The organism is Micromonospora sp. NPDC093277, assembly GCF_044765245.1.
Lineage (GTDB): Bacteria > Actinomycetota > Actinomycetes > Mycobacteriales > Micromonosporaceae > Micromonospora.
In genome coordinates this window covers 195442-208387 of sequence record NZ_JBIWJO010000001.1, presented here as the reverse complement: position 1 = coordinate 208387, position 12946 = coordinate 195442, and the positions used below count along the sequence as shown (strand labels likewise).

The 12946-nt window shown below is 73.1% G+C and carries 12 protein-coding genes; 3 read left to right on the top strand and 9 right to left on the bottom strand.

The features are described 5' to 3' along the window. Positions 1-328: 328 nt before the first annotated feature. From purE to ACIRG9_RS00955, 3 genes are all read right to left on the bottom strand, one after another. On the bottom strand, positions 329-820 hold the full coding sequence (gene purE, locus ACIRG9_RS00965) for a 5-(carboxyamino)imidazole ribonucleotide mutase (RefSeq protein ID WP_402848238.1): 492 nt from the start codon (positions 818-820) through the stop codon (positions 329-331). Then, complete coding sequence (locus ACIRG9_RS00960) at positions 817-1977, bottom strand: 5-(carboxyamino)imidazole ribonucleotide synthase (RefSeq protein WP_402848236.1); 1161 nt, start codon at positions 1975-1977, stop codon at positions 817-819. The genes purE and ACIRG9_RS00960 overlap by 4 nt, the downstream gene beginning before the upstream one ends. A 72-nt stretch (positions 1978-2049) precedes the next feature. Beyond that, the gene (locus ACIRG9_RS00955) at positions 2050-2526 is read right to left on the bottom strand and encodes a hypothetical protein (protein WP_402848234.1); all 477 of its coding nucleotides are present in this window, start codon (positions 2524-2526) and stop codon (positions 2050-2052) included. Positions 2527-2621: 95 nt separating this feature from the next. On the opposite strand from ACIRG9_RS00955, the gene ACIRG9_RS00950 reads away from it, so the two are divergent. Next, on the top strand, positions 2622-3197 hold the full coding sequence (locus tag ACIRG9_RS00950) for a helix-turn-helix transcriptional regulator (RefSeq protein ID WP_402848232.1): 576 nt from the start codon (positions 2622-2624) through the stop codon (positions 3195-3197). Between the two features lies 1 nt (position 3198). On the opposite strand, the gene ACIRG9_RS00945 is transcribed toward ACIRG9_RS00950, so the two are convergent. From ACIRG9_RS00945 to mca, 4 genes are all read right to left on the bottom strand, one after another. Then, entirely contained in the window at positions 3199-5295 is a 2097-nt protein-coding gene (locus ACIRG9_RS00945) for a thioredoxin domain-containing protein (protein WP_402848230.1), read from the bottom strand. Positions 5296-5382: 87 nt separating this feature from the next. After that, entirely contained in the window at positions 5383-7878 is a 2496-nt protein-coding gene (locus ACIRG9_RS00940) for a putative bifunctional diguanylate cyclase/phosphodiesterase (protein WP_402850188.1), read from the bottom strand. A 217-nt stretch (positions 7879-8095) separates the two neighbouring features. Beyond that, entirely contained in the window at positions 8096-8392 is a 297-nt protein-coding gene (locus tag ACIRG9_RS00935; protein ID WP_402848228.1) for a hypothetical protein, read from the bottom strand. A 48-nt stretch (positions 8393-8440) separates the two neighbouring features. Beyond that, positions 8441-9322, bottom strand: coding sequence for a mycothiol conjugate amidase Mca (mca, locus tag ACIRG9_RS00930; protein WP_402848226.1), 882 nt, complete (start codon positions 9320-9322; stop codon positions 8441-8443). 210 nt (positions 9323-9532) lie between these two features. On the opposite strand from mca, the gene ACIRG9_RS00925 reads away from it, so the two are divergent. Next, positions 9533-9967 carry a DUF4307 domain-containing protein gene (locus tag ACIRG9_RS00925; protein ID WP_402848224.1) on the top strand — a complete coding sequence of 145 codons (435 nt, stop codon included), beginning with the start codon at positions 9533-9535 and terminating at the stop codon, positions 9965-9967. Positions 9968-10147: 180 nt separating this feature from the next. Next, a complete protein-coding gene (gene greA, locus ACIRG9_RS00920) occupies positions 10148-10648 on the top strand; it encodes a transcription elongation factor GreA (RefSeq protein WP_402848222.1) in 501 nt (166 codons plus the stop codon). Positions 10649-10789: 141 nt separating this feature from the next. Here the strand turns inward: greA and ilvA are convergent, their stop codons facing one another. Both ilvA and ACIRG9_RS00910 read right to left on the bottom strand, forming a co-directional pair. Continuing rightward, a complete protein-coding gene (gene ilvA / locus ACIRG9_RS00915; RefSeq protein WP_402848220.1) occupies positions 10790-12010 on the bottom strand; it encodes a threonine ammonia-lyase in 1221 nt (406 codons plus the stop codon). After that, positions 12007-12912, bottom strand: a complete 906-nt coding sequence (locus ACIRG9_RS00910; RefSeq protein ID WP_402848218.1) for a DUF4328 domain-containing protein — start codon at positions 12910-12912, stop codon at positions 12007-12009. The genes ilvA and ACIRG9_RS00910 overlap by 4 nt, the downstream gene beginning before the upstream one ends. Between the last annotated feature and the right edge of the window lie 34 nt (positions 12913-12946).

The following is a 12946-nucleotide window of genomic DNA, read 5'->3' as shown; positions in this document are numbered from 1 at the left end:
GCCCGGCGCGGCAGACCAAGCAGACCCCGCGGGCTTGATCAACACCAGGTGCGGCATGTAGCGGTCTCCAAGCGCCTGGAAACCGCGAGTTGCCGCACAACGTGTCGATCAAGAACCGGGGCGAACGGCCAAACAAGGCCTGGGGCGGGTCCGGCGCGGCAAACCACGCAGACCCCGCGGGCTTGACCAACACCAGGTGCAGCACATCGCGGCCTCCAAGCGCTCGGAAACCGCCAGTTGCCGCACAACGTGTCGATCAAGAACCGAGGCGAACGGCCGGTCAAGGCCTGGGGCGGGTCCGGTGGCTGGTCAAGGCCGGGCGTGGCGGTCAGGAGAGTGAGGCGCGGAGGGCGGCTTCCTTCTCGGCCACCAGGTTCTCCAGGCTCTGCTGGAAGTCGGCCATCCGCTGCCGCAGGACCGGGTCCGAGGCGGCCAGGATCCGTACGGCGAGCAGGCCGGCGTTGCGGGCGTTGCCGATCGACACGGTGGCCACCGGCACGCCGGCCGGCATCTGCACGATGGAGAGCAGCGAGTCCATCCCGTCGAGGTACTTGAGCGGCACCGGCACGCCGATCACCGGCAGCGGGGTGAGGGAGGCGACCATGCCGGGCAGGTGAGCCGCCCCGCCGGCGCCGGCGATGATCACCTTGAGCCCCCGGTCGGCGGCAGCCCGACCGTACTCGATCATCTTGACCGGGGTGCGGTGCGCCGACACCACGCCGACCTCGTACGCCACCCCGAACTCGTCGAGCGCGTCGGCGGCGCCCTTCATGGTCGGCCAGTCCGAGTCGCTGCCCATGATCAGCCCGACGGTGCTCATCCGCGCCCCTCCCGCAGCCAGCGGACGGCGCGCGCCGCCCTGGCCCGTACCTCGTCCAGGTCGTGTCCGAGCACCGTGACGTGCCCGATCTTGCGGCCGGGGCGCACCTGCTTGCCGTACAGGTGGACCTTGGCCCCTGGCTCGGCGGCGAACAGGTGGTGCAGCCGCTCGTCGATGGGCATCCCGCCCGGCTCGCCGCCCAGCACGTTCGCCATCACGACGACCGGTGCGGTGAGCGAGGTGTCCCCCATCGGGTAGTCGAGCACCGCCCGCAGGTGCTGCTCGAACTGGGAGGTACGGGCGCCCTCGATCGTCCAGTGCCCGGAGTTGTGCGGCCGCATTGCCAGTTCGTTCACCACCAGGCCGGCGGCGGTCTCGAAGAGTTCGACGGCGAGCAGGCCGACCACGCCGAGCGCGGTGGCCAGGTCGATGGCGAGCTGCTGGGCGGTGACCGCCATCTCCTCGGGCAGGCCCGGCGCCGGGGCGAGCACCTCGACGCAGATGCCGTCCCGCTGCACCGTCTCCACCACCGGGTACGCGGCGACCTGCCCGAACGGCGAGCGGGCCACCTGCACGGCCAGCTCCCGGCGCAGCGCGACCCGCTCCTCCACGATCAGCGGGGTGCCGCTGTCGAGCAGGGTGGTGGCGAGTTCGCCGGCCTCGGTGGCGTCGCTCACCAGCCAGACGCCGCGGCCGTCGTAGCCGCCGCGGGCCGCCTTCAGCACCACGGGCCAGCCGATCTCCTCGCCGAAGGCGACCAGGTCGGCGGGTGCCTCGACCGGACGCCAGGCCGGGTTCGGCGCACCCAGCGCGGCGAGCCGCTCGCGCATCACCCGCTTGTCCTGCGCGTGCACCAGCGCCTCGGCCGGCGGGAAGAGCTTCACGCCCTCGTCGGCGAGGGTGCGGATGTGCGCGGTGGGCACGTGCTCGTGGTCGAAGGTGACCACGTCGCAGCCCTTGGCGAAGGTGCGCAGGGCGGCGAGGTCGGTGTGGTCGCCGTACTGGACGTCGGCCGCGACCAGGGCCGCGCCGTCGTCCGGGGCGAGCGCCAGCACGCGCAGCGACTGACCGAGGGCGATGGCGGCCTGGTGGGTCATCCGGGCCAGCTGCCCTCCGCCCACCATGCCGACGACAGGCAGTCCAGTACGGGAATCCATAGCGCCGCAAGCCTATCCGGGCGGGTGCCGGGGCCGCCCGTCCGGGCCGCCCCGGGCCCCTGCGGCTCCGGCTCAGTTCGCGGCGTTGATCACGATCCGGCGCGGTCCCCGGGCCACCTCACGGGCGGTGGTCCGGGCGATCAGGAGCGAGCCGACGACCGTAGGCGCGAGCCAGGCCACCAGGTGCCCGTCGCTCATCTGCACGGCGAAGCCGGTCACGAAGGCGATCACCGTGCTGCTCATCAGGTTGAGGTGCCAGATGCGCCAACCGCGACCGCCCATTACCTGCGGCCGACGGCGGGCGAACCAGAGGCCGCCGACGAGCCAGCCGAGGGTGAGCGCGCCGAGCAGGGCCAGCCCCCAGAGCTGGGCCGGGCGGTAGGCGAACAGGCCGAAGGCGCTGAGGCTCAGGCCGACGGCGGCCCCCGCGTACACCCGGCCGAGGAGGGTGTGCCGGCCGCGCCGCTTCGGCGCGAGCAGCACCGGGAGGGCGAGCAGCAGCCCGGCGGTGCCGCTGACCGCGTGGATCACGACGAGAACGGTGTGCATGAGGCCCCCCTTGACCTCCCACTGTGGGAGGTTGCCACCGCCATCGTGCAACCTGACACAATGGGATGTCAAGCGATTCGTAAAGGAGCACACCCATGCCGGACCGGCCACTCAACGCCACCGCCGCCTCTCTGCTGGGTTTCCTGCACGATGGCCCGATGACCGGCTGGGACCTGGTCGAGTACGCCCAGCAGCGGATCGGGGCGTTCTGGTCGCTGACGCAGAGCCAGGTCTATCGGGAGCTGACCGCGATGGCCGCCGCCGGGCTGGTACGCGCCGGCGAGCGCGGGCCCCGCGACCGCAAGCCGTACGAGATCACCGACGCCGGCCGGGCAGCATTCGCCGAGTGGACGGCGAAACCACCGGCGGAGGAGACGATCCGGTTCCCGATGCTGCTCACCGTGCTCTTCGGCCGGCACCTGCCGGCGGACCGGCTGGCCGAGTTCCTCGCCGGGCACCGGGCCGCCCACGCCGCCCGGCTGGCCGAATACGAGCAGGTCGCCGCCGCGCTACCCGACGAGGCGGAGGCTGTCGACCCGTACTCGGTGGCGACGCTGCGCTTCGGGCTGGCCTACGAGCGGGCGGTGCTGGACTGGTTCGGCGCCCTGCCGCCCGCCCTGTGCGGCAGCGACGAGAGCGCGGCGGACACCGCGGGCCGGCCGCCGGAGTGACTCAGCCAGCGAGCCGGGCGGCCAGGTCGTCGACCGAGGTGACCGGCCGGTCGCAGACGAACCCCCGGCAGACGTACGCCGTGGAGCGCCCGTCCAGCGCCGGCCGCTCGGCCAGCAGCGGCACGCCCGGCTGGTCGGTGCGGCCCGCCACCACCACCGCGCCGGGCGGGGCGTGCCGGTGGGCGGCCGCCACCAGCGGGTCGCCCGCCGGGTCGTCGGTCACCACCGCGATCTCGTACGGGCCGGAGAGCAACGCCTCGCCGACAGTGGCCGCGTACCCGGTGAACCGGGCGTGCCGCCCGACGATCGGCGCGACGGTCGACAGGGTGGCCTCGGCCGCCTCCCGGTAGCGGGTCTCCCCGCTCAACGCCGCATAGGCGACCAGCGCCGCGACGATCGCCGACCGGCCGGACGGGGTGGCGTTGTCGGTCGGGTCGGCCGGCCGGGTGACCAGCCGCTCGGCGTCGTCAGCGGTGTCGTAGAAGCCGCCGTCCGGGGCGGCGAACCGGGCCAGCGCCACGTCCAGGAGCTGACCGGCCAGCGCCAGCCACCGCCCCTCGCCGGTGAGCTGGTGCATCGCGCAAAACGCCTCGGCCACGCAGCCGTAGTCCTCCAGTACCCCGGCCGGCTCGCCGACGACCTTGTCCCGGGAGACCCGGCGCAGCCGGCCGTCCACCAGGTGCGCGCTCGCCAGGTGCTCGGCGGCGTCCCGCATCGCACCGTCGGCGACGATGGTGACGCCCTCCATCAGGTTCGCGTCCTCGTCGTCGGGGGACGCGTAGAGCGCGGCGACCTGCTGGAACTCGGCGAGCGCGGTAATCGCCAGCCCGTTCCAGGCGGCCACCACCTTGTCGTCGCGGGCCGGCTGGGGGCGGGTGTCCCGGGCGGCCAGCAGTCGCGCCACCACGTCCTGCCAGCGGGCCCGGATCCCCGGGTCGGCGTCGTCCACGTCCCGGGCCAGCCTGAGCACACTCGTGCCGTGCTCGACGCCCTTCCTTCCGTCCGGAGCGCCGCCTTGCGGCCCGGAGGCGGAATGCGAGGCGAAGGTGCCGGACTCGGTCACCCCGAACAGGTCGGCGGCCCAGCGGCCGTCCTCCTCCCCCAGCACCTCGACCAGTTGCGCGGGGGTCCAGACGTAGGTGAGGCCCTCGACGCCCTGGGTGTCCGCGTCCAGCGCGGACGCGAAGCCCTCACCGGGCCGGTGCAGCTCGTCGGCGAGGAACCGGGCGGTGTCCCGGGCCACCCGGCGGGCCAGCGGGTCGCCGGTGAGCCGCCAGAGCTGGGTGTAGACCCGCAGCAGCAGCCCGTTGTCGTAAAGCATCTTCTCGAAGTGCGGCACGGTCCAGTGGGCGTCCACCGAGTAGCGGGCGAACCCGCCGGCGAGCTGGTCGTAGATGCCGCCCCGGGCCATCGCCTCACAGGTGTGCCGGACGATCTCCAGGCTCCGCGCCGAGCCGGTGCGCTGGTGGTGCCGGAGCAGGAAGAGCAGGTTCATGTGCGGCGGGAACTTGGGCGCCCCGCCGAAGCCGCCCTCGGTCTCGTCGTACTCCCGGGCGAGCTGGTCCGCGGCGGCGTCGAGCAGTTCGGCGGTGAGTGGGGCGCCCGGGCCACCGACGGCCTGCGCGCCACCGATCGCCTCGACCACGGCGGCGCCCTGGCGCAGCACCGCCTCCCGCTGGTCCCGCCAGGCGGTGGCGACCGACCCGAGCAGCCGGATGAAGTTCGATCGCGGGAAGTACGTGCCGCAGAAGAACGGCGTGCCGTCCGGGGCGGCGAAGACGGTCATCGGCCAGCCGCCCTGACCGGTCATCGCCTGGGTGGCGGTCATGTAGACGGCGTCGACGTCGGGCCGCTCCTCCCGGTCCACCTTGATCGGCACGAAGCCGTCGTTCATCAGCCGGGCGACGGCCTCGTTCTCGAACGACTCGTGCGCCATCACGTGGCACCAGTGACAGGCCGCGTACCCCACCGAGATGATCACCGGGACGTCGCGCCGCTTCGCCTCGGCGAACGCCTCCTCACACCAGGGCCACCAGTCGACCGGATTGTCGGCGTGCTGAAGCAGATAGGGCGACGTGGCGTTGGCGAGTCGGTTCACCCGACGACCATATCCAGCGGGCCGCGGCGACGCCGCGCAGCGGACCGGTCCGGCCGCGGGACGCCGTCCTCCGCCCCGAGCCGGCCGTCAGGAGGCGCCGTCGGCGCGCAGCGGGAAGACGTTGTCGCGGGCGGTGTCCACCAGCGACCCCAGCACCGCCCCGAGCTTGTCCGCCGGCATCGGCTTGAAGAAGTGGTAGCCCTGGGCGGCGGTGCAGCCCAGCTCGGCCAGGGCGGTCCGCTGCTCGGCGGTCTCCACCCCCTCGGCGACCACCCGCAGCCCCAGCTCGTGGGCGAGCCCGACGGTGGTCCGGACGATCGCCGCCGCCTCCGGCGAGTCGGCCATCCGGATCACGAAGGAGCGGTCGACCTTCAGCTCGTCGACGGCGATCCGGGTCAGGAAGGTCAACGACGAGAAGCCGGTCCCGAAGTCGTCGACGGCGAGCTGCACCCCCATCGACCGCAGGGTGGCGAGCACCTCGTCGATGACCTCCAGCTCACTCATCACCACCGTCTCGGTGATCTCCAGGACCAGCCGGTGCGCCGGCACCTGGTGCCGGCGCAACGCCTCGCCGATCTCCGCCGGCAGCCGCGGGTCGAGCAGGCTGCGCGCCGACAGGTTCACCGAGATCGGCAGGTCCAACCCCTCCCGGGCCCATCCGGCCGCCACGGCGAGGGCCTTGTCCAGCACGTACCGGGTGAAGCTGCCGAGCTGCTCGCTGTTCTCCACCGGGCGGATGAAGTCGGCCGGGCCGAGCCAGCCGCGCCGCGGGTGCCGCCAGCGGATCAGCGCCTCCACCCCGGTCGGGGCGCCGGTGGCCAGGTCGACCGCCGGCTGCAACGCCAGGACCAGCTGGTCGTCCGCCGCCAGGGCCTCCCGCAGCTCCGCGAGCAGCGCCAGGTGGTCGGTGCTCGCCGCGTCCCGGGAACTGTCGTACGCGGCGACGCTGCCGCCGCCCTCCTTCGCCTGGTACATGGCGATGTCGGCGCGGCGCAGCAGCTCGGTCAGGTCGGCAGTGCCCGCGTCGGCGACCACCACCCCGACCGCCACCTCGACGGACATCCGTACGCCGGCCACCTCCGTCGGTGCGGCGAGCCGCTCGGCGATCTCCCGGGCCTGGCGCAGCGCGTACGCCAGGGGGGCGGCCCGGTCGTCGACCACCGGAACCGCGGTCAGCAGCAGGGCGAACTCGTCGCCGCCGAGCCGCCCGAGCAGGTCACCGGGGCGGGTCAGGGCGGCCAGCCGGTTCCCGGTCAGCAGCAGCAGCTGGTCGCCGGCCGCGTGCCCCAGCGTGTCGTTGACCTCCTTGAACTGGTTGACGTCGAGCAGCAGCAGCGCCACCGGGTGGTCATGGGCGAGCTGCCGCAGCGCCTGGTCACCCTTGCTGAGCATGGCGGCCCGGTTGAGCAGCCCGGTGAGCTGGTCGTGCACCGCGTCGTACGACGAACGGGCGGTGACCAGCCGCAGCTCCCGATGGGTCGCGGCATCGTGCAGGGCAGCGGCCAGGGCGTCGCCGTAGGCGGCGACGGCGTCCCGTTCCCGGGCGGTCGGCGGGGCGGACCGGGGAAAGTGGACCCGCAGCTGGCCCACCTCCGCGCTGCCCACCGTCAACGGCCGCATCAGCTCCTGCTCGCCCGCCTCGGTACGCGTCGGCGACCGCACCTCGCGGTCGCGTACCTGGCCGCTCTTGTCGCCCCGGTAGCGCCGCCACCGGCCGTCGCCCCGGGCGACGTCCACCTCGACCAGGTCAGCGCCGAAGAGGGTGAGCGCCCCGGTCACGGCGGCGGTCGCCACGCCCCGCTCGTCGAGCTGGTTGAGCGCGGCGGTGGCCTCGGCGAACGCCCGCCAGGTGCGCCGTTCCTGGTCGGCCCGGAGCCGGTGCCGGTAGGTCTGTTGGAGCAGCCAGAGCGGCGGCGGGAGGAGCAGCAGCCAGCGGATGTCGAGCTCCAGCAGCGTGACCACCACCAGGCCGACGGCCACGTTGCCGACGAACATGAGCAGCTTGCCGCGCAGGGCGGCGAGCAGCGGCGGCCCGATCGGGATCCCGTGCCGCAGGGCGAGGCTGGCAGCGCCGAGCCAGGCGGTGGTGAGCAGATAGACCACCGAACCCGCGACCAGCGCGAGGGCGAGTTCGGGAGTCGGCGCGGCGACCAGCGGGCGGCCGAGCGCGCTGGCGACCACTGCGGCGAGCGCGGTCGCGGCGGTCAGTGACCCGGTGATCCGGACCAGTTCCAACGCGGACTGCCGGTCGGCGAGCAGGGACATCGCGGTCCAGGCGGCCCCGACGCCGAGCAGGGCCGCGCCCGGCAGCCAGCCGGCCGGCACGAGATAGAGGCAGACGATGAGAGCGGCCTCGCCCCAGGTGATGCTGACCATCCCGGACGCGGCCCGGAAGCGCAGGCGGGCGAGCTGTGCCACGGCGAACGCGGCGACCGCGATGCCGAACCGGGCGGGCGCCGGCAGCGGGTCGTCCGGCGGGAGGGACGCCGTGACGGTGAGGCCGAGGACGGCGGCCACCAGTGCGGTGGCCGCGACGGCGCAGGTCAGCAGAAGCACCCCGGTCGGCGCGCCACGCAGGCCCAGCCGATCGGGAGGCTGCCCGCCGCCCCTGCCGCGCGTCACGGGCCCACCCTGCCCGGCGACGGTCCGCGGGCACGGTGGGCGGCCATTGCTGCCACAGACATCGACGCCCCCTCCCGCGCACGGCTCGGGGACTAGTGGTCCCCCGGCGGAAGGCTAAGCCAAAGCCGGTGGTCGCAACAGGGGGCGAACACCGGCTTCGGCATGATTCACGTGCCGACTACCCGTTCCGGCGCTGCTGGGAACCGTTGGGAACGTTTGCGCGTGATTCCTGCGGCACGATCCCGTCTGTCGGATCGACGACTGCCGCCTCGGCCAGATTCTGGTCCGCCGGGCCGGCCTGCTGCGGGAAGCGGTCCGGCAACCGGCGCAGCCGGGCGTTCATGTTTCGGATCAGCAGGATGGTGGCGGTGGCCAGCAGCAGGATGAGGAAGAGGCCCATCGGACCGGCCAGACCACCCGTGCGGGTGTCACCGAAGTTGTTGTTCTCCGCGAGCACCTGGGCGGTCGTCAGCATGGTGTTCCTCCGAAGTGCGGTTACCGACCAGCGTAACCCGCCGGGAAATCAGCGGGCACGGCACGTCTCACGGACCCCGGCGAAGAGGTCGGACTCCGGCAGCGGGCTGTCCACCAGTGAGCGGGCGAGCTGGTAATCCTCGGTCGGCCAGGCGCGCTGCTGCAGGTCCATCGGCACGTGGAACCAGAAGCCGTCCGGGTCGATCTGGGTGGCGTGGGCGCGCAGGGCGTCGTCGCGGACCGGGAAGTATTCCCCGCACTCGACCCGGGTGGTGATCCGCGAGCCCTTGTCGGGCCGCTCGTCCCAGCGCTTGAGCCAGTCCTGGTACGGCGACTCGAGGCCGGCGGCGAGCATGGCCTCGTGCAGCGCCATGATCTTGCCCTTGGAGAAGCCGACGTCGTAGTAGAGCTTCAGCGGCTGCCACGGCTCGCCCAGCTCCGGGTGGCGTTCCGGGTCACCGGCGGCCTCGAAGGCGGCGACGGTCACCTTGTGGGTCATGATGTGGTCCGGGTGCGGGTAGCCCCCCTCCTCGTCGTAGGTGGTGACGACGTGGGGACGGAACTGCCGCATCAGCCGCACCAGCGGGAGGGCGGCGACCGCCACGTCCTGGAGTGCGAAGCAGCCCTCGGGCAGCGGCGGCAGCGGGTCGCCCTCGGGCAGCCCGGAGTCGACGAAGCCGAGCCAGGCCTGCTCGATGCCGAGGATCGCGCGGGCCGCGTCCATCTCGGCGCGGCGGATGTCGCCCATGTTGGCCCAGACGTCCGGGCGGTCCATCTTCGGGTTGAGGACGCTGCCCCGCTCGCCGCCGGTGCAGGTCACAACCAGGACATCCACCCCCTCGGCGACGTATTTCGCCGTGGTCGCGGCGCCCTTGCTCGACTCGTCGTCGGGATGGGCGTGCACGGCCATGAGACGCAGTTGCTCTGCCACCTTCGGCGCTCCTCGTGTGTGCCCGCCGGCCTGGCCCACCCGGGACCAGCCGGCTGACCTGCCGGAATCTCCCCCGCGCCCGTGAAAGCCCCCGTGCTGGCCGGCCGGCGGCGGGCCGACCTGCCATCCTTGACTCAGCGCCGGGCTGGGAAGATGGACTCTGCCATTCTTGCCGATGCCGCCGACAACAACGCCAGGAGATACCCGCCGGTGAGCGAGACGCACGCCACAATCGCACCGGGTGCGCCGGTCTTCCCGCCCGGCCGCTACGGCCGACGCCGGGAGCCGGGGCGCCGCCGTCCCATCGTTCGGGCGCTGCTGGCGGCCGGCCTGATGGCGGTCATGGGCCTGGTCGCCGTGAAGCTCTACAACCAGTACGGAGACCCCGAGTACCGGGCCGAGGTGATCACCTACACCGGGATCACCGACTCCCGGGTGGTGGTCGACTTCCGGGTCACCCTGCCCCCGGGCGGCTCGGCGACCTGCCTGCTGCGCGCCCGCGCCCACGACGGCGCCGAGGTGGGCCACGCCGAGGTCGCGGTGAGCGCCCGACCGGGCGAGCGGCGGGTGACCGTGCGGCACGAGCTGCCCACGACCGCCCGGCCGTTCGTCGGCGAGGTGCTGCGCTGCCGGCCGGCCACCTGACCACGGCCACGGCGACCCGCCGGACGGATCGCCCGAACGTGACGACCGGGAACTGCCGGAACAGCTACCCGGGGTCCCGCCGCCGCCACCCCTGGTGATCTACGGCACCCGGAGAGGTACGGCACTGGTAACTTGGTGGTTCACCTGTCAGCCGGTACCGCACGACCAAGGAGATCGCCTGTGTCCACCAATGGCAACGAGGCGCCCGCCACCTGGCTGTCGCAGGACGCGCACGACCGTCTGCAGGGCGAGCTCGACGAGCTGATCGCCAACCGGCCAGTCATCGCCGCCGAGATCAACGCCCGCCGCGAGGAGGGCGACCTGCGCGAGAACGGCGGATACCACGCCGCCCGCGAGGAGCAGGGCAAGGCGGAGGGCCGCATCCTCTACCTGAAGGAGTTGCTGCGCACAGCCAAGGTCGGCGAGGCACCGTCGGCCGACGTGGTGTCGCCCGGCATGGTCGTCACGATCTACTTCGACGACGACCCCGACGACACCGACACCTTCCTGCTCGGCTCCCGGGAGATCGCCTCCACCACCGACCTGACCGTCTACAGCCCCGAGTCCGCGCTCGGCCGGGCGATCCTCGGCGGCAAGGCGGGCCAGCACTGCACCTACACGGCGCCCAGCGGCGCCGATATCAAGGTGACCGTCGTCAAGTTCGAGCCGTTCACCGGCTGAGCCCAGAATCGGGCTCCGCGCCCGACCACCGGCCGGGTTCGATCACCCGACCGGGGCTGACAGGCCGGTCGGACCCGAGCCACCCGCGACCGCCCTGGCCCGCCGGCCGGGGCGGTCGCTTCGTTCTCGCCCCGGGCCGGATCACGCCTCGCCGGCGAACACCACCTGGTAGCCGCTGGCCCGCAGGGCGCTGATCAAAGTGTCCGAGTGCTCCACACCGCGGGTCTCCACCGAGAGCGCCACCTCCACCTCACCGAGGCGCAGGCGCGGATTGACCCGCTGGTGCTCCACGTCGACCACGTTGGCCCGATGTTCGGCGATCTCGCTGAGCAACGAGGCCAGCTGACCCGGCCGATCCGAGCAACGGACGGTGACCCGCAGGTAGCGGCCGGCCGCCGCGAGGCCGTGCTCGATCACCCGGAGCATGAGCAGCGGGTCGATGTTCCCGCCGGAGAGCACCGCCACCACCGGCGCCTCGACCTCGACCGCCCCGGCCAGCAGCGCGGCCACCCCGACCGCGCCGGCCGGCTCCACCACCTGCTTGCCACGTTCCAACAGCATCAGCAGCGACCGGGAGATGTCCTCCTCCGACACGGTGACGATCTCGTCGACCAGCTCGCGGACGTGGGTGAAGGTCAGCTCGCCGGGACAGCCCACCGCGATACCGTCGGCGATGGTCGAGAACGACGGCAGGCGTACCGGGGCGCCGGCCTTGAGTGAGGGCGGGAAGGCGGCAGCGCTCGCCGCCTGCACCCCGATCACCCGTACGTCGGGACGCAGCGCCTTGGCCACCACCGCCATGCCAGAGATCAGACCACCGCCGCCCACCCCGGTGACGATGGTCTTCACCTCCGGGCACTGCTCGAGGATCTCCAACGCGACGGTGCCCTGCCCGGCGATGACGTCCCGGTGGTCGAACGGGTGGATGAACACCGCGCCGGTCCGCTCGGCGAAGGTCTGCGCCGCGACCAGCGACTCGTCCACCGTGTTGCCGACCAGCTCGACGGTGGCGCCGTACCCCTTGGTCGCGGCCACCTTCGGCAGCGGGGCGTTGACGGGCATGAAGACGGTGGCGTGGGCCCCGACCAGGCCGGCGGCGAGCGCCACCCCCTGCGCGTGGTTGCCGGCGCTCGCCGCGACCACGCCGCCGGCCCGTTCCTCGGCCGACAGCCGGGAGATCCGCACGTACGCCCCGCGCACCTTGTACGACCCGGCGCGTTGCACGTTCTCGCATTTCAGCCACGCCGGCCCGCCGAGGACCGCGCTGAGCGGCCGGGAGGGTTCCAGCGGGGTGGTGCGGGTGACGCCGGCGAGCAGTTCCCGCGCAGCCCGTACGTCGGCGAGGCCGACCAGTTCCGTCATGCCCCGATCGTGCCACCCGACCCCGGCGGAACCTTCGGCGACGTCCCCGTCGGATCGGTCGCCACCTGCGGCGACGGCGCGATGACGGGCTGCGCCGGATAGCCGTACCCGAGCGGGACGCCGGGGTGAGCAGGCCAGGCAGGCGCACCGAGCGCGATCCGCCCCTGCTGGGCGGTGGAGATCCGGCGGACCAGCACGATCAGCGACACCGCGGCGACCAGGCAGGCGATCAGCGGGACCAGGTGCCACCCGAGCACGCCCTGGTAGAAGTCCACGTACTCCTCGAAATCGGCGTCGGAGACGGGCTGCTCGGGCAGGCGGGCGTACGCCTGGTCGTCACGCCTGCTGACGAAGCGCTCCCCCAGGCTGAAGCCCAGCCACGCCACCCACCAGACGAGGACCAGGTCCGGGGTGAACCGCTTCCAGAGGCTGTCCCGCGCGATGTTGGCGACCACCCGGCAGGGCACCACGAAGTTGGCGAACGGCACCAGCCAGCCGGCGATCGCCCACCCGGCACCGAGGTGGGGCAGTGCGCCGGGGAAGGCGTCCAGGTTCTTCCGGGCCCGCCAGGTCCAGATGATCACCAGCACGGCGGCGGTCACGTACGCCAGCAGGAACGGCAGCGTGAACGCCATCTCCACCAGCACCGCGCCGAGCAGCACGTCGGGGTCGTGGCGGTCCGCCGCACGCCGCGCCAGCACGGCGCCGACCAGCGGGAAGAGCGCCACCACGACATAGAGCACCGCGGCCGCGCCGACCGCTATCGAGGCGGCCAGCCCGATTCCGCGTACCGAGTAGGTCGGCACGCCCGGGGTGACGGCGGGCTGGCCGTGCGGGGTGTTGCACCTCTGGCACTCGTTGTCGCTCGGGGACGTCTCGTCCCCGCAGGTGTGGCAGCGCATCGTTGACCGTCCAGGGAGTGTGGGGGTGCGCACA

Bases quoted from the DNA above. Each gene is read 5' to 3' on its own strand.
- purE (WP_402848238.1), bottom strand. From the start codon at position 820: ATGAGCACCGTCGGGCTGATCATGGGCAGCGACTCGGACTGGCCGACC.
- ACIRG9_RS00960 (WP_402848236.1), bottom strand. From the start codon at position 1,977: ATGGATTCCCGTACTGGACTGCCTGTCGTCGGCATGGTGGGCGGAGGG.
- ACIRG9_RS00955 (WP_402848234.1), bottom strand. From the start codon at position 2,526: ATGCACACCGTTCTCGTCGTGATCCACGCGGTCAGCGGCACCGCCGGG.
- ACIRG9_RS00950 (WP_402848232.1), top strand. From the start codon at position 2,622: ATGCCGGACCGGCCACTCAACGCCACCGCCGCCTCTCTGCTGGGTTTC.
- ACIRG9_RS00935 (WP_402848228.1), bottom strand. From the start codon at position 8,392: ATGCTGACGACCGCCCAGGTGCTCGCGGAGAACAACAACTTCGGTGAC.
- ilvA (WP_402848220.1), bottom strand. From the start codon at position 12,010: ATGACGGAACTGGTCGGCCTCGCCGACGTACGGGCTGCGCGGGAACTG.
- ACIRG9_RS00910 (WP_402848218.1), bottom strand. From the start codon at position 12,912: ATGCGCTGCCACACCTGCGGGGACGAGACGTCCCCGAGCGACAACGAG.